Source organism: Chimaeribacter arupi, from assembly GCF_002858805.1.
Classification (GTDB): domain Bacteria; phylum Pseudomonadota; class Gammaproteobacteria; order Enterobacterales; family Enterobacteriaceae; genus Chimaeribacter; species Chimaeribacter arupi.
The window spans coordinates 45,560-62,398 of sequence record NZ_PJZI01000008.1 but is presented as its reverse complement, the minus strand read 5'-3'; the positions used below and the strand labels follow the sequence as shown (position 1 = coordinate 62,398).

Here is a 16,839-nt window from a genome sequence, read left to right as displayed (position 1 = left end):
AGGCTCAGTGACCGCCACCGGCGATATCAGCCTGTAACATCAACGGCTGTTCAGAGTAATTCACCGCGGGTGGCGATGACGTTTTTATACCAGCCGAAGCTTTTCTTTTTGGAGCGCGAAAAGTCGCCGGTCTGGTCATCATGGCGGTTCACGTAGATAAAGCCGTAGCGTTTGCTGTACTGGCCGGTGCCGAACGACACGCAATCAAGACAGCCCCAGGGAGTAAAGCCCATCAGGTCGACGCCATCTTCCAGCACCGCTTTCTTCATCTGCACGATGTGCTCACGCAGGTAGGCAATGCGGTAGTCATCATGGATTTCGCCGTTTTCTGCGACCTTGTCGACCGCCCCAAAGCCGTTTTCAACAATAAATAACGGTTTCTGATAACGCTCATACAGGGCATTCAGCGTATAGCGCAGGCCCACCGGGTCGATTTGCCAGCCCCAGTCAGACGCCGGTACATAAGGGTTTTTGCGGCTGCCGGGGAAGGCCTCGAATTCGCCGTCACCCTGGGCGGCACTCGCGTACTCCACGGCGTTGCTCATGTAATAGCTGAAACCGAGGTAATCCGTGCAGCCTTCACGCAGGGTCTGCGCATCTTCCGGGGCTATCTCAATATGGAAACCGCGCAGCGCCCACTCTTTCAGGATGTAAGACGGATAAGCGCCCCGCATGTGCACGTCGCCAAACAGGTAGCGCTCCTGCATCGATTTTTGCGCATACATCACGTCGTCAGGGTTACAGGACCAGGGATAGAGCGGCACCATGGCGAGCATACAGCCGATTTTGAAGTCAGGGTTAATCTGGTGGCCGAGCTTCACGACTTTCGCGCTGGCCACGAACTGGTGGTGCAGCACCTGGTACATCACCTCTTCCGGCTTGTCATGATCGGTAAAAATCACCCCGGAATTGCTGTAGCCAAACAGCGGCCTGCGCCAGTTACGCTGGTTATTGATCTCGTTAAAGGTCATCCAGTATTTCACTTTGTGCTGATAGCGCGTCATCACCACCTTGCTGTAACGCACAAAGAGATCGATCAAGTCGCGGTTGAGCCAGCCGCCATACTGCGTGACCAGGTGCAGCGGCATTTCGAAGTGTGAAAGCGTGATGACCGGCTCAATGCCGTACTTCAACAGCTCATCGAATACGTCATCATAAAATTTCAGCCCCGCCTCGTTAGGCTCCTGCTCATCCCCGTTGGGGAAAATGCGCGTCCAGGCGATAGAGGTGCGGAAACACTTAAAGCCCATCTCCGCGAACAGGGCGATGTCTTCCTTGTAGTGATGGTAAAAGTCGGTGGCCAGATGGTTGGGGTAGTGTTTGCCTTCGACGATCCCGTCGGTAATTTCACGCTCAACCCCGTGCGCGCCGCCGGTGAGCACGTCCACAATGCTGGGGCCTTTGCCGCCCTCTTTCCACCCACCTTCAACCTGGTGCGCGGCCACCGCGCCCCCCCAAAGAAAACCAGCCGGTAACGTTGACATAATTCATCCTTTTAAATTGCTGACAATGGCTTACTGCGTATTCGCTTTTGACAGTTCCTGCACTTCGCGGTGCAGATAGATCAACTCTTCCACCAGGTCGCGGCACAGCATGGCGTTCATCAGGTGGTCCTGGGCGTGCACCAGGATCAGGCTGACGGAAATTTTGCCGCAGCCCTCATCGGCACCGATCAGGGCCGTCTGTATTTTATGGGCTTCCCGGGCGGCTGAACCGGCGTTTTCCAGCAGCTCATCCGCCTCGCCCCACTGGTATTTTCTTGCGGCCTGCAGCGCCTGCATGGCCGATGAACGCGCTTCCCCGGCATGGATGATTAACGCCATGACCGTGCTTTCCAGTTCCTGCATCTCTTCCATCATTTCATCTCCGCAGCCAGGTTTTCGCTCACCATTTCTGCCTCTTGTTCAAGCAGCTGGCGTTCGTACATTTTGAAGAACGGGTAATAAATCAACGTGGATAAACAGATCAGGAACGCCACCAGAACCACCGCGCGCCAGTCCCACCCGGTTGACCATGCCGCGCCAATCGGGCCGGGGGTGGTCCAGGGTGCCAGCGAAATCACGTGGTTAATCAGGTCAGTGCGGGTGGCCGTCCAGGCAATCACGGCGTTAATCAACGGTGTGGTGATAAACGGGATGAACAGCAGCGGGTTCATGACCACCGGCGAGCCGAAAATAATCGGTTCATTGATGTTGAACAAACCGGGCACGAAGCCAAGGCGGCCGATGGAGCGCAAGTGCGCGGAGCGGCTGCGCAGGTACAGGATCACCAGCCCCATGGTGGCACCCGAGCCGCCCACAGTGATAAAGAATTGCCAGAAAGGCTCAATGAAGATTTTAGGGATCTCCTGGCCGGCGTTTAACGCCTCCTGGTTCAGCCCCAGGTTGCTCAGCCAGAATGCCTGCAAAATACCGCCGACAATCGCCGCACCATGAATGCCCGCAAACCACAGCAGGTGGCACAGCAGCACGGCGATCAGCACCGCAGGCAGGGAGTCCGCCGCCGAGATAACCGGCGCAAACACCGACATAATCGCCTGGGGGATTAACAGGCCAAAGTGGTTCTCAATAAACAGGTTCAGCGGATACAGCGTCAGGAAAATCACCATAATCGGGATCAGCAGGTCAAACGACTGCCGGATCTTCGGCGGCACCTGCTCCGGCAGCTTGAAGCCGATGTTGAACTTCACCAGCACGTGCATCACTTCGGTGCAATAGAGGCTTATCAGGATGGCGGTGAAAATCCCTTCCCCACCGAGGGAAGCCACTGACAGCGCGCCGTCTTTCTGCGGTGACGCCACCACCAGAAACGTCATCAGCGACAGCAGGGCGGCCATCAGGCCATTCATTTTGTAGCTTTGCGCCAGGTTGTACGCGATGGCACCGGTGATAAAAATCGACATGATGCCCATGGTCATGTTGTAGGGCATCATCAGCTGGTCGTTGTACTGCTTGATCATGCCCAGCCACCACTGGGCGAACCCCCACTGGCTGTTTTCGCTGAAGGGCGGGTGGGAGAACAGCAACATAAACGAACCCACAATCAGGAAAGGCATGGAGGCGATAAAGCCGTCTTTGATCGCCACCACATGCCGTTGCGAAGAGAGCTTCGCAGCAATGGGACTGATGCGGTTCTCAATCACGCCGAATAAGGAATCAGCCAGTGTGCTCATTACGCCCCCTTATTGGCATCAATCAATGCGAGCGCCGACGCCAGGATTTTTTCCCCATTCAACATGCCGTAATCCATCGTATTAATAACGGCAACGGGTTTTTTATATTCCTGCGCATTCCGTTCAAACTCCGCCAGCTTATATTTGATCTGCGGGCCGAGCAGGCAGCAGTCATAATCGGCGATCTTACGAGTAAACTCTTCCATACCGACGGCCTCTATTTCGGCCGCCAAACCCCGCTGTGACGCGGCTTTCTGCATTTTTTGCACGACCATACTGGTAGACATACCTGCGGAACAGCACAATAGAATTCTCATCATGATATCCTCCGTTTTTTTTAACTATGTACGCGTTACGCCGCGCGCCTGCAACCGGTTACAGATTTGTTTTGTTTCTTTTGTGATCCATAACTCAAACCGAAACCCCCTATTTTCAGGCACGACAAAAGAATAATCTGATACCGGTTTCAGATTATTTTTCAGTTAAATCATGATAATTACCGGCGGCGGCACCGGATTAATTAACCCGCGGCGAAATGGGTAACCGGCTTTACCGGAATCGGCCGTTTTTCAATGCGGGATTTTGCGTTACAATGCCTGGGTACGCTGAAAAGGACGCTGAATGACTACGATGCTCGATGTTGCAAAACGCGCAGGCGTTTCGAAAGCCACCGTTTCACGGGTGCTGGCAGGGCACGCTTATGTGTCGAAAACCGTCAGGGATCGGGTCATGCTGGCCGTTGACCAGATGGGCTACCGCCCTAACCTCCTGGCCCGGAACCTGGCCACAAACCGGTCGCAAAGCATCGGCCTGATGGTTCCCAATACGCTGTACCACGGCCCTTTTTTTACTGAGCTCCTCTTTCAGGCAGCGACGTTAACCGAACAGTTAGGCTCCCAGCTGGTGTTGGCGGATGGTAAGCACAATGCGGAACAGGAGCGCCAGGCAATTAATTTCCTGATCGACAGTTGCTGTGATGCCGTGATTATTTATCCGCGATACTTAAGCGTTGATGATATTGATGCGTTAATTCCCACCATCAGCAAACCATTAATTGTATTAAACCGCCGGTTAAAAAAATTCCCGCAATATTCCGTCTGCGCTGACCATGAAAATGACACGCTGAATGCGGTAAACCATTTAATTTCACAAGGCCATAGAGAGATCGCCTTTATCAAAGGCATGGGCAGTTCCTATACCGGGCAGAGCCGCTTAAGGGGCTATATTTCATCGCTTACCGAAAACGGCCTGGCATATGATGAAAATTTGATTCTGGAAGGCAGCTGGACAAACGAAAGCGGCCGTCAGGCGGCTGAAGCATTGCTTAAGAGAAACGTGGCTTTCTCCGCGATTGTCGCCAGTAATGACGACATGGCCATCGGTGCCGCCTGCGCCCTGCACGCGGCGGGCCTGCATATTCCCCGTGACGTCTCGTTACTGAGTTTCGATGACATTCCGGTCGCGCCCTTTTTCATTCCGGCCTTAACCACGGTGCATGTGCCCATGGCGGAAATGGTCTCCAGCGCGCTGATGCAACTGACCCATATGCTGGATGGGGAAGAGGTCGCCCCGCTGTCATTGATGCCCGGCCAGCTGGTCATCCGCGACTCCATCGCCCAGGGGCCGTATGCGCAGTGAGGTTAACGTTGCTCCCCACTCATCGCGGCCGGTGTGCCTGCGTTAATCAGCAGGCAGCCGTTCATCCCTTCAACATCCCCTACACGGTGCAGTGCCGGTAAACACGCTTTACCGGCACCCTCTAAAAGCTCAGCCCCACCCTCAGCTCTCGATCGAGATATCTTTATTGCTGGTCTCTTTGCTGAAATACGTACATGCCGCAGATACCAGGGCTAAAAAGACCATATACCACGCGATGGCGTAAGGTGTTCCGAAATAGCTCAGTAAAAAAGCCCCAATGATCGGCGCAGTGCCGCCACCGACAATTCCCCCGACATTGGTTGCCATGGCAAAGCCGGTAAAACGGACTCCGGTGCTGAACGCCTCGCCGGTGAAAGAGGCGACGGCACCGTAAACCAGCCCATAGCTGATCATTAATAAGCTTGCCCCTGCCAGCATCGGCATAAATTCCCCGCTGGAATACAGGGTCCAGAACGGAAAGGCGGATAACGCCGTCACGGCAAACCCGATAAGCATCATTCTGCGGCGCCCGATTCTGTCAGAGAGCGCGCCCGCCAGGGGGACGACCACAAGATGCGTGCAAATGGCCAACATCACTACCGCTAGGACAAGGCTGTTGGACATGCCGAGATCTCTTTGCGCATAGCTCATTGAAAAAACGGTAAATAAATAGAAGGTAGAGAAGTGGCAAATGTTTGCCCCGGCCACCAGCAGGAGCTGTTTCGGGAATTTTGTAAACAGGGTCATGGCCGGGGACATTTCTGGTTTAGCTGCTTGCGCCCTTTTGGCGGCGGCTTCCACGAAGACCGGGGATTCTTTCACTTTCGATCTGACAAAAACGCCCACCACCAGGAGCGCCAGGCTGGCCACGAACGGTATTCTCCAGCCCCAGGCGTAAAACTCGTCCGTGGGCAGCACCGAACTGACGATCAGGAGTAAGCCTGCCGAACCAAAAAAGCCAAATACCGGGCCGATGTTGTTTATTGCGGTATAAAAGCCCCGTTTTCGCCGGGGTGCGTGCTCCAGCAGCATCAGAACCGCGCCGCTGTATTCACCTGCAAAAGCAAACCCCTGAATAAAGCGCAAGATACACAACATGATCGGCGCCCAGATACCGGCGCTGGCGTATGTCGGCAGTAAGCCTATCGCCACCGTACTCAGCCCCATGACAATCAGCGTCATGTATAATAATTTTTTCCTGCCTATTCTGTCCCCGAAATGGCCGATGACCAGGGAACCGAGCGGGCGGGCAATAAATGAAATGGCAAATGAGGCCAGTGACGCTAACCGCGACACGGTTTCATCCGCTTCGGGAAAGAACAAAGGCGCAAATATTAAGGCCGCAGCAGTGCCGTACAGGTAAAGGTCATAGGTTTCCAGGGCCGTACCAAACAGGCTGCCGGCAACCACATTTTTCATTGATTTATTATTATCGGCGTCAGTACTTTCACTATGTGTAGGTGTTTGTTCCGAGACAGAGATGTTCATCGTTATTATCCTTCAGTGCAGGTGCTTTTTATATCAGCCAACGTTTTTCAGCGTTGCTTACCCTTCAGTGCCTGAACAAAATAGGTTTCATCCCCCATTTGGCCGCCCTTCAGCGCTATTTCCAGCCCTGACAAAAACGGTTTTTCAGATAACGCCTTACATAAAGGCGCGCCGGGTGAAATAGCCGATTGGATAACCAGCGCATCAGGGGCGAGTATTTTCGTCACCTGGCTTGACGTATCGCCACCTGAAACCACGATCCGTTTAAGCGGGTGCCGCTCCAGAATTTTTTGGGTGATAAGCCCAAGCTCAATACTTAATGCCTTCCCCCCCTGGGTTTTAGCCGCTTCAGGGCTGGCCCCCCGGGACACCATGAACGTGATCATGTCGGCGATACGTGCATCATCCGGGCCTTTTGCCGTATGGATGACCACATTTTCCCCGCCCTGCAGCAGTTCAATGGCTTTATCAATGATGTCCTGCGCGGCCTGTTGCTTTTCGTTTTCAGAAATCAACGCCCTGGCCTCTACGCCAATCTCAACAAAGCCATGTTCTATGGCCTTTTTAATCTGTAAATAGCTAAACGGGGAGGCGCTGCCGGATATCACCAGCAATTGTTCCACCGGCGTTAAAGACGTATCCGGTGCCGGGCTGTGGTCAATCTGACCAGACTGCTGCCAGTGCTGGATAAGGCCATATTCAACCCCTGAGGAGCCGACGACAAACAGCGGCGATGACTGTTCAGCGAAGGTTGTCAGGATATTACCGACAGCCGTAAGGTGGGCGGGCGTTGCGCCATCAAATAAAATGGCATCGTCATTTTCAGCCATCTTTTCCAGCGCCGGTTTTAACCCGGTGTCGTCATCCAGTTGGTTAATCGTGACCCGGCCAAATTTCAATGATTTCTGTTTTCCGATATGCAATGCCAGATCGGCTTCATGCATTGGCGTAATAGGGTGGGATTTCATCACCGGATGACGATCAATACGGTGGACGGCATGATCTGTTTTTGAAAGCGCAAATAAATTGCCGAAAATACAGTACCGCCCCAGCGCAGGGTTACCGGCCACCACCGGTACGGCGCTTTTTCCAAATATTGCTGACGCCATACCGATAACATGGCCGATATTCCCGGTTTCAGGTGAACTGTCGAACGTTGAGCACACTTTGTAATGAACAACCTGTGGGGCCAGTGCTTTTAACGCCGAAAAGACCTCAGGAAGGGTGTTATCCATCTCGTCGGGAGACATGGCGCGGCTGTCTCCTGCTATGCCTATGGCGTCAAACGTCCCTAATGTGCTTAATAACCCGGCAGAAGGGGGCGTCAGGAACATCGCACATTTCAGCCCGGCAGCCGCCAGCACTTCCAGCGCATCCGATGACCCCGTGAAGTCATCGCCATAAAATGCCAGTCTGAGCCCAGGCTGCGTGGTTGTCTGCTGCGTGTTTGCATGCATAGTTATGCCCCTCCAAATTTTTCCAGGGCAGCCGCCAGCGCCGGCCTGGTTTTGGCATATTGATGAACAGGAACCTGATGAATAGCGGCCTCCCAGCCTTCGCGCATACTTTGTACGCCGGCAGCGATACCGCCCGGATGGCCGATGATGCCGGCACCTGCCAAATGCATCAGATCGACTGATTTAAGGTGGCGATAGAGATCGGGTGCCTGCCCTGCCCATTGCCCGGAAGAGAAAACAGGCATGACAGGTTGCACACCCGAAAAGGGCGTCAGGCAATGTAGTGCTGAATCAATGACGGAGTCATCAGGCTCCCAGAATTTGCTCTTGATACCGTTAACATGTAAATGGTCTATCCCGCACAGGCGCCAGATTTTCTGATAAGCCGGGAAGGAGAAGCCGAGACTGGGGTTCCGGGTTAACGCGCCCCATCCGTTACGGTGGCCATGAATCGGCAGCTGCGAGTGCTTGCGGATATGTTCAACGGCCGAATGGCCTACCCAGTTAAGATTCAGCATGATACAGGTGCCGCCTGCCTCTGCGACAGCATCATGCCTGCGCAGCATCTCATCCACACTGCCGGAGATATTGATGGCATACATCGGCATACGGCCCAGGCGATCGGCATGTTTTTTTATGACAGGCATCACCGCATTCAGGCGGGCATCGAAGGTCGCGTAGTCAGGGCTGGCGGTTAACTCATCATCTTTAATGAAGTCGATACCGCCTGCGCAAAGCTCATCCACGACCTGAGCGGTCTGCTCCGGCATCAGGCCAATGCTGGGCTTAATGATGGTGCCGATAATCGGCCGGTCATGAATATTGCAAAGCGTCCGTGTTCCTTCAATGCCAAACTGCGGCCCGGCAAACTTCGTCGCAAACGGCTCAGGCAGCGTGATATCCAGCAAACGCAGCCCGGTCACTTCACCGATTTCAAACAGGTTTCCCGCCACGGTTGTCAGTAAAGCAGGGATATTGACGCCAATGTTTTCGATGGGAAACGCAATTTCTACCTGTCCGCGGAAATAGTGTTCTGAGGCGTGTTTTCGCTTCAGAAACGCGCTGTGCAGCGAAGCCGCATTGGCCGGCGCCTGTTCGGTAATTGACACCACCCTGGCACGCGATCTCTCTTTAAGCTCAGCGGATTCCCCAGGCAGAGAGATAAACGTTCCGCTGGATTGTTCGCCGGCGATAATTTCACTGACTTTCTCAAGAGGGTAACTGCTTTCCACGAAAAACAGTGCGGTAAACTCTTCTCTTGCGGGTGAAGATGAAAGCATATTAATTCCTTATTTATTAATAATGTGCACAGGGTCTTAATACTGAAAATCAATTTTCAATATACATTGACGGCCTTTTTTGCCTATCGATATGATTTCCGCGGAAGAGGAGAAAAAGTCACAGCCAACCGGATCGGCGGTCATCAGCCTGTGCTGAAATATGGAGGAAAATCAGTATGTCCAGACCACTCAGGCCCTCGCTTAATGCACTCCGGGCGTTTGAAATGACCGCGCGAAAAGGGGGATTCACGGAAGCAGCAAATGCGCTTTCTGTGACGCATGGCGCAATCAGCAGGCATATCAGGGCGCTGGAAGAATTACTGGGCGTCACGCTGCTTATCCGCACGCCGCAGGGCACCACACTGACGGCGGAAGGGGCCAAACTGGCGGCCGGGCTGAGTAAAGCCTTCGGCATGATTCAGGAAAGCATTGATGACGTCCGGCCGCGGCCGCTTGAGTTGTCCTGTTCCGCGTCAATCATGATGTACTGGCTGTTGCCGAGAATGGGGCGGCTTCACAGCAGCTTCCCGGCTATGGAAGTCGGCTTACGCACCGGGCATGGCCCCATCGATTTCGCACTTGACGGCGTCAGCGTGGCCATCCGCCTGGCAAGCATTCCTGTGCCGTTCGGGATAACACCTGTGCCGTTAATCGATGAATGGGTCGGCGTCGTCTGTGCCCCGGATTACCTGGCGTCTTCCGGGGTGAAAGAGATTGCCGATCTTAAACATGCCCGACTGCTGGCGACCCGGACACGGCCGGATGCCTGGGAAAGCTGGTATCGCGCGAACGATGCGGAATTCCCCGCCGGGAGTGAGCTGGAGTTTTATGAGCATTTTTATCTGATGATAAAAGCCGCCAACGTCGGCCTGGGGTTTGCCAACACCCCAAGGATGCTGGTGCGTGAAGAGCTCGAAAAAGGCAGCCTGATCGCGCCTTTCGGCTTCGTCAAAGGCCCTGAGAAGTTAGTGCTCTGGATCTCACCGAATGCTGAATCGCGGGAAGACACCACCCATCTGGTTGAATGGATCAGTGCAGAGATGGCAGGAAATTAAGGCTGGCTCCAGGGGTTAATGACGCGCCTGCCCTGGCAGACAGGCGCGGGATACCTTAAATATCGCCGGCCCCCCAGGCCAGGAAGCCCCCGTCAACCGGCAGGACAATCCCATTGACATAGGCGGCGGAATCGGAGGCCAGATAGCTGACGGCACCGGCAATCTCGGATGTCAGGCCATAGCGCCCGAGCGGGATGGCTTTGCTGTATGCCTGACGGAATGTGTCGCTATGCAGCTCTTTCGTCATCGGGGTGTCAACCGGGCCGGGAGCCACCGCATTCGCCGTAATCCCGTATTCACACAGCTCTACGGCCATCTGGCGGGTCAGGGCGATAACCGCCCCTTTGGATGTGCCATACGCAGTCCGCCCTTTTCCCACTGCCCTCAGCCCGGCGACAGAGGCAATATTAATAATCCGGCCTGCGTTATTTTTTTTCATCAGTCTGGCTGCTGACTGGCAGCAGAGGAAGGTGCCGGTGACGTTGATAGTCATTGTTTTAGTGAACACGTCAGCATCGAACTCCAGGAACGGCATCGTTTTGGCGATACCGGCTGAGTTCACCAGTACGTCGCAGCGGCCAAACTCTTTATCTATCCACGTAAAGGCCGCATCAATACTTTGTGGTGAGCTGACATCCATATGACAGGTTGAGGCTGCCAACCCTTTGGCGGTGAGTTCTTCGCAAAACGCGTTCGCGGCATCGGCGTTAATGTCACAGATAATGACGTGGAAATGTTCCGCAGCCAGTTTTGTTACTACTTCTGCGCCAATGCCCATCGCACCACCTGTTACAACGGCAACTTTCTTATGTGTAGTAGTCATAATGTCCTTGAGCGTAGTTGAGGTAAGCATGATCTTCTTTTGCACTCTATGAAGAGCCACTTCAGAGCGCAATGGATAAAAAATCACTGGCCGCTGACAAAAAATCACCCGGCCACCCTCGCTCTGTTTAAAAAAACCGTTGGGACAGCCAGGCAGAAACAGGGGGAGTGCGCGCCCTGGATGTGAAAAAATGTTTACAGCACGGATCTATGCCGATTAACATTTACTCATACTAATCAGCGAAAACTATCGCAGTGATACGTAACGCGGGCGGGCGGGCTGCCGATAACTAGAGCTACCCTTACTTTATCCGGTGTATCTGATGCGATTGAGTTTCCTGAAAAAGTTCCCTTTCCTGAGCAGTTTGCGTTCAGCCGCGTCGTTCAACGCGCTTGGGCAAACCATGCCCGTTATCGAATTCAGCCCTGCTGGGATCATTCAAAAGGCCAGCCCGCTTTTTCTGGCAACGATGGGATACACGGCTGATGAAGTCCTGGGCCGCCACCATAGTCTGTTCTGCCCCCCTTCCCTGGTCAGTTCACCGGCATACCGCCGCTTCTGGCAACGCCTGGCGGCCGGGGAGACCTTCAGCGATAAATATCTGCGGCTGGCGAAGGGCGCGCGCCCGGTATGGCTGGAGGCGAGTTACATTCCGGTCACTGACTGGCGCGGCAGGGTATGCAAAATCATTAAAATCGCCGCTGACATCTCCGACCGTATGCAGTCAGTGCTTGAGCAGGAATCCGTCATCACCGCCATCAACCGCTCGATGGCGGTCATTTCCTTCGACCCGGCGGGCATCGTTCGCGATGTGAACGAAAACTTCCTGAAAACGACCGGTTATCAGCGGGATGAGGTGTTGGGGCAGCACCACAGGATGTTCTGTTCAGAAACGCTGCGCAACAGCGCGGAATACCGGCAGTTCTGGGAAAGGCTGAACCAGGGGGAGTTTTTCTCCGGCCAGTTCCCTCGCCTGAACCGCCGCGGTGAACCGCTCTGGCTGCGTGCGACCTATAACCCTGTTTTTAACAACGAAGGTCAGTTGTACAAAATTGTGAAGTTTGCGTCGGATGTCACGGAGCAGGTTCTGCGTAATCAGCGGGAACAAGAGGCGGCCGTTCATGCCTGGGATATGGCGGTGCAGACCCGCGGCAGTGCGCAGGCCGGAACCGAGGTGATTGAGAACAGCATCCGGATGGTGGAGAAAATTATGCAGGGGATGAACGTTGTCTCCGCTGATATAACGCGCCTCAACAGCCAGTCTGACAGTATTGACGGCATGGTGGAAACCATCCGCAGCTTTGCCACGCAGACACGGCTCATCGCCCTTAATGCCGCTATTGAGGCCTCCAGGGCGGGCACCTCCGGCAGAAGTTTTGCGGTTGTCGCGGCGGAAGTGCGTAACCTGGCAGCGAGTGTCAGTGATGCCACCGAAAAAATCGAACGGGTGGTGGCCAGCAATAACCAGCTGGCGAAAGACGTGCTTAAAGGCATTGAAAGCAGCCTTAAGAATACCTGTGAAGGGGGCACGCTCATGCGCGAAGCCGGTGAGGTCATCGCCAGCATCCAGAAAAATTCAGAAGGTCTGGAGAGTGCGGTTAAGGATGTGGCCCGCTCAGTGAAAGCGGGCTGACAGGGGTAAATGCAGCGCGTGGGCACCCTGCCCCACGCGCCGTGGGTGATCAGTGCCGGGCACCCATTGGCTGCCCGGAATGTGGCTGGGCGTCAGGGCGGATCCGGAACCAGATCGCATACATCGCAGGCAGGAAAACGAGGGTAATGATCGTGCCCCCCAACGTGCCGCCAATCAGCGTATAGGCCAGCGTCCCCCAAAATACCGAATGTGTCAGGGGAATAAAGGCCAGAATCGCAGCCATTGCCGTCAGCAATACCGGCCTGGCCCGCTGTACCGTCGCCTCGACCACCGCATGGAACGGCGCGAGGCCCTCTTTCTCGTTATGATGGATTTGCCCAATCAGAATCAGCGTGTTGCGCATCAGGATGCCCGACAGCGCAATCAACCCGACCAGCGCATTGATGCCAAACGGCTGATTGAAAAGCAGCAGCGTCGGCACCACACCGATCAACCCCAGCGGTGCCGTAAGGAAGACCATCATCATCGCCGACATGGAGCGCACCTGAAGGATGATGATCAGCAACGTCATGGCCAGCATGATGGGGAACAGCGGTGCCATCGCTTTGGTGGCTTTGCCTGATTCTTCAATTGAGCCGGCCATTTCAATGCGGTACCCGGCCGGAAGCGCGTCAATAACCGGCTGCAACTGTTTCATCAGTGCGGTGGAGACGTCCGGTGGTTGCAGGTTTTCAGCAATATCCCCCCGCACGGTAATGGTGGGCGTACGGTCACGACGACGCAGCACCGGATCTTCCATCCTGACCTCGACATCCCCAATTTGTGACAGAGGAATACGCTGGCCCGCACTGCCGACTAACGTGAAGCCGGCAATTTTGGCCGGATCGAGACGGATATCGCCTGCGGCACGGCCGGTCACCTGTACCTGGCGTATATCTTCACGCACCGTGGTAATCGGCACGCCCGAGAGCAGGAACTGGAGCTGCTGGGCGACACCGGCGGACGTCAAGCCGCTCGCCTGGAGGCGATCCTGATTCAGGGTGAAGTGCAGCGCCGGCACCCGCGGCCCCCAGTCGGTGTTGACGGTTCTCATCATCGGGCTTGCCTGTAACACGGTTTTCACCTTGTCAGCAATGCCGCGCAATGTGGCGGGGTCCGGCCCCATCACGCGCCAGGCGACCGGGAACGGTGAATACGGGCCAAACACCAACTGGGTCACCCGCACACGTGCTTCAGGTACCAGCCCATCGGCAGCCGCTTCCCGGAGCCGGAACTTGAGCGCCTCGCGTGACGTCTGGCTGTCTGTCAGTACCACAATTTTGGCGAAGGAGGGATCGGGCAATTCAGGCGCCATCGCCAGATAAAAACGGGGCGACCCCTGCCCGATGTAGGCCGTGACGATCTTTGCCTCCGGCTGCTTTTTCAGCCAGCCTTCGATTTTCGCCGCGGCGGCGCTGGTCTGCTCTATCGAGGTGCCGTAAGGCATCTGGACTTCCACCAGCACTTCCGGCCGGTCAGAGGTGGGGAAAAATTGTTTTTTCACCAGCCCCATTCCCAGCACCGCCAGCATGAAGAGGGCGACAACGGTTCCGGCCACGGCCCATTTCCGCGCGATAACGCGGGCCAGCACCCGGCGAAAGCGCTGATAGCGCGGGGTGTTATAGAGGGCGTCATGCCCGCCTTCCACCCTGGCAATCTCCGGCAGCATCCTGACGCCCAGATACGGCGTGAAGGCGACGGCCACCACCCAGGAGGCAATCAGGGCGATGCCCACAATCCAGAACATATTGCTGGTGTATTCACCCGCCGTGGACTGTGCAAAGCCATTGGGCATAAAGCCTACGGCCGTCACCAGCGTACCGGCCAGCATCGGCGCGGCGGTATGGCTCCAGGCATAAGCCGAGGCCTTGATTCTGTCGTAGCCCTCCTCCATTTTTACCACCATCATTTCGATGGCGATAATGGCATCATCAACCAGTAACCCCAGCGCCAGGATCAGCGAGCCGAGGGTAATCCGGTCAAAGTTTTTGCCCGTCGCCGCCATGACCACAAAAACCACCGCCAGCGTCAGCGGCACTGCCGCCGCGACCACCACCCCGACGCGCCACCCCATGCTGACAAAGCACACCACCATTACGACGAGCAGGGCGACAAAGAATTTCACCATGAACTCATCCACCGCAGAGCGGATGTTCACGGACTGGTCGGTCACTTTCGTCAGGGTCATGCCCAGCGGCATGTTTTCATTGATTTTAGCCGTGGCGGCATCCAGCGCGTGACCCAAATCCAGGCCGTTCCAGCCTTCACGCATCACCACGCCCAGCAGCAGCGCCGGTTCATTCTGGTTGCGGATCAGGAAGGTGGCGGGATCCTCATAACCGCGTTCGACCGTGGCCACATCGGAGAGCTTGAGCGTTTTGCCCTGTGCGACAAGCGGCGTTTCGCGGATCTTCTGCAACTCATCAAAGGCCCCATCAAGGCGGATAAAAATCTGCGCGCCGTGGGTCTCAATGGCCCCCGCCGGCGTCAGCGCGTTCTGGCTGTTTAACGCAGAGAAAATATCCTGTGGAGAGAGGCCCACCGTCGCCAGGCGATCATGCGAAAAGGCGACGTAAATCCGCTCGGCCTGTTCCCCGATAATATTCACTTTCTTCACACCGGGGACATGCAGCAACTGCTGACGCAATGCTTCTGCATCACGCACCAGCCGCCGCTGGGGCTCTCCTTTCGCTTTCAGCGCAAACAGCGCAAAAGTGACATCGGCAAACTCGTCATTCATCATCGGCCCGCTCACACCGGCAGGGAGATTTCTGGCCTCATCGCCCAGTTTCTTGCGTGCCTGATAGAACGCCTCCTGAACCTGTGACGGCGGCGTTTTGTCTTGCAGGGAAAGCGTAGTAAATGCCATCCCCGGCCGGGTATACGTCTCCGCCCGGTCATACCATGTGAGTTCTTGCAGCCGTTTTTCCAGCGGCTCGGCCACCTGATCCTGCATTTCCTGCGCGGTCGCGCCGGGCCAGGCGGTGATGATGGTCATCTGCTTGACTGTAAAAGGGGGATCCTCAGCCCGCCCAAGCCCGAAGAACGATATGATACCGGCGAGCGTGATGAGAAGAATCAGGAACAGCGTGATTGAACGCTCGCGTACCGCAAGCGCGGATAGATTGAACCCTCCGGCGCTCATGGCAGGCTCCCCACTGCGCCGGCGGCCTGTTCGCCCAGGCGCACCGCCTCCCCTTCATGCAGAAGGTGCGCGCCCAGCGCAACCACCTTTTCCCCCGGCATCACGCCGCCGGTGACACGCGCTGCCTCATCGCTCAGGCTGAGCACCCTGACGGGCTGCCACGACACCTTCGCCGGCTGGCCTGAAATCCGCCAGACACCAGGCCCGTTGCCCGGATCGTAAAGCGACGCCAGGGGCACCTGCATAACCTGGCTGTCGCCCCGGTTTGTCGTGAGGTGAAGCGTGACGGTTGCCCCCAGCGGCGCGTTCGCCAGCGCCCCCGTCAGCACATACCGCGCCTCAAAAGTGCGGGTCACCGGGTCGGCGGCATCGGAGAGCAGCCGCAGATGGGCAGCCACAGGCTGCGTTTCGCTGCCGTAGAGGGCGGCCTGCGCCTCGCTTCCGACAGCGGGGCGCAGCGTCTCCGGCAAGTGCACCAGCGCCTCACGCTGACCGGCCCTGGCCAGCCGGATGACCGCCTGCCCGGCGCTCACCACCTGGCCGGGTTCTGCCAGCGTCTCCATCACCACGCCGTCTGCATCGGCCGGCAGCACCGCATAACCCATTGCGTTTTGCGCCACCCCGGCCTGCGCCTGCGCGGCGCTGAGTTCAGCCCTGGCCGCATCAGCCGCCGCCTTGATCTGATCGAACTCAGACGCCGACACGGCCCCGGCAGCGACAAGCCCACGGTAACGCGCCTCATCATTACCGGCTTTTTTCGCCCGCGCCCTGGCGGCATCCACCGCCTGTTGCTGCGCCTGGGCCTGTAACCTGAGGTCAACCGGATCCAACTGCATCAGCGGCTGGCCGCGTTTAACGGTCTGGCCGGTATCCACAAGGCGTTCAAGAATTTTACCCTGCACCCGGAAGCCGAGGTCACTTTGCGTACGGGCGACCACCACGCCGGTGAAGGCGCGTGACGTATCGGCCGCACGCTCCACAGTCGCTGAGCGTACCCGCGGGGGCTGTGTGCGCGGATCGTGCGCGGGGGTGTTATCACCGCAGCCCACCAGGGCAAGCGGCAGGAGGCAAACCACCAGACGGGCTGAATAAAGCCTGAGCATGGGAACCCTGATTGGTTAATAGGAAGGTATCCGCATTCTCAGACC

At 56.3% G+C, this 16,839-nt stretch carries 13 protein-coding genes; 3 read left to right on the top strand and 10 right to left on the bottom strand.

Annotation, left to right across the window (positions count from 1 at the left end):
• Positions 1–50 precede the first annotated feature (50 nt).
• The 4 genes from CYR52_RS06740 to CYR52_RS06725 are packed head-to-tail and all read right to left on the bottom strand — an operon-like array spanning position 51 to position 3,492.
• Positions 51–1,484, bottom strand: a complete 1,434-nt coding sequence (locus CYR52_RS06740) for a 6-phospho-beta-glucosidase (RefSeq protein ID WP_101828240.1) — start codon at positions 1,482–1,484, stop codon at positions 51–53.
• A gap of 30 nt (positions 1,485–1,514) precedes the next feature.
• A complete protein-coding gene (locus CYR52_RS06735) occupies positions 1,515–1,859 on the bottom strand; it encodes a PTS lactose/cellobiose transporter subunit IIA (protein ID WP_072928197.1) in 345 nt (114 codons plus the stop codon).
• Positions 1,856–3,172, bottom strand: a complete 1,317-nt coding sequence (locus tag CYR52_RS06730) for a PTS sugar transporter subunit IIC (RefSeq protein WP_101828239.1) — start codon at positions 3,170–3,172, stop codon at positions 1,856–1,858. The genes CYR52_RS06735 and CYR52_RS06730 overlap by 4 nt, the downstream gene beginning before the upstream one ends.
• A complete protein-coding gene (locus CYR52_RS06725) occupies positions 3,172–3,492 on the bottom strand; it encodes a PTS sugar transporter subunit IIB (RefSeq protein WP_072928199.1) in 321 nt (106 codons plus the stop codon). The genes CYR52_RS06730 and CYR52_RS06725 overlap by 1 nt, the downstream gene beginning before the upstream one ends.
• A 301-nt stretch (positions 3,493–3,793) precedes the next feature.
• Between CYR52_RS06725 and CYR52_RS06720 the strand changes: the two genes are divergently transcribed.
• Positions 3,794–4,810: a LacI family DNA-binding transcriptional regulator gene (locus tag CYR52_RS06720; protein ID WP_072928200.1), complete on the top strand. Its 1,017-nt coding sequence runs from the start codon at positions 3,794–3,796 to the stop codon at positions 4,808–4,810.
• A gap of 141 nt (positions 4,811–4,951) precedes the next feature.
• Here the strand turns inward: CYR52_RS06720 and CYR52_RS06715 are convergent, their stop codons facing one another.
• From CYR52_RS06715 to CYR52_RS06705, 3 genes are read right to left on the bottom strand one after another with little or no spacing between them, the layout of a single operon-like run.
• Complete coding sequence (locus CYR52_RS06715) at positions 4,952–6,298, bottom strand: MFS transporter (RefSeq protein ID WP_072928201.1); 1,347 nt, start codon at positions 6,296–6,298, stop codon at positions 4,952–4,954.
• Positions 6,299–6,345: 47 nt separating this feature from the next.
• Positions 6,346–7,755, bottom strand: a complete 1,410-nt coding sequence (locus CYR52_RS06710) for a four-carbon acid sugar kinase family protein (RefSeq protein ID WP_101828238.1) — start codon at positions 7,753–7,755, stop codon at positions 6,346–6,348.
• Positions 7,756–7,757: 2 nt separating this feature from the next.
• Positions 7,758–9,035, bottom strand: a complete 1,278-nt coding sequence (locus CYR52_RS06705) for a ribulose-bisphosphate carboxylase large subunit family protein (RefSeq protein WP_072928203.1) — start codon at positions 9,033–9,035, stop codon at positions 7,758–7,760.
• Between the two features lie 176 nt (positions 9,036–9,211).
• On the opposite strand from CYR52_RS06705, the gene CYR52_RS06700 reads away from it, so the two are divergent.
• The gene (locus CYR52_RS06700; RefSeq protein ID WP_101828237.1) at positions 9,212–10,090 is read left to right on the top strand and encodes a LysR substrate-binding domain-containing protein; all 879 of its coding nucleotides are present in this window, start codon (positions 9,212–9,214) and stop codon (positions 10,088–10,090) included.
• Between the two features lie 55 nt (positions 10,091–10,145).
• Here the strand turns inward: CYR52_RS06700 and CYR52_RS06695 are convergent, their stop codons facing one another.
• Positions 10,146–10,913 carry an SDR family NAD(P)-dependent oxidoreductase gene (locus CYR52_RS06695; RefSeq protein WP_072928205.1) on the bottom strand — a complete coding sequence of 256 codons (768 nt, stop codon included), beginning with the start codon at positions 10,911–10,913 and terminating at the stop codon, positions 10,146–10,148.
• A gap of 322 nt (positions 10,914–11,235) precedes the next feature.
• Here CYR52_RS06695 and CYR52_RS06690 point away from each other — a divergent pair, with 322 nt between their 5' ends.
• On the top strand, positions 11,236–12,546 hold the full coding sequence (locus CYR52_RS06690; protein ID WP_101828236.1) for a methyl-accepting chemotaxis protein: 1,311 nt from the start codon (positions 11,236–11,238) through the stop codon (positions 12,544–12,546).
• Positions 12,547–12,595: 49 nt separating this feature from the next.
• Here the strand turns inward: CYR52_RS06690 and CYR52_RS06685 are convergent, their stop codons facing one another.
• Both CYR52_RS06685 and CYR52_RS06680 read right to left on the bottom strand, forming a co-directional pair.
• A complete protein-coding gene (locus tag CYR52_RS06685; RefSeq protein ID WP_101828235.1) occupies positions 12,596–15,691 on the bottom strand; it encodes an efflux RND transporter permease subunit in 3,096 nt (1,031 codons plus the stop codon).
• Positions 15,688–16,794 (bottom strand): efflux RND transporter periplasmic adaptor subunit, encoded by a 1,107-nt coding sequence (locus tag CYR52_RS06680; protein ID WP_101828234.1) that lies wholly within the window; start codon positions 16,792–16,794, stop codon positions 15,688–15,690. The genes CYR52_RS06685 and CYR52_RS06680 overlap by 4 nt, the downstream gene beginning before the upstream one ends.
• Positions 16,795–16,839 lie beyond the last annotated feature (45 nt).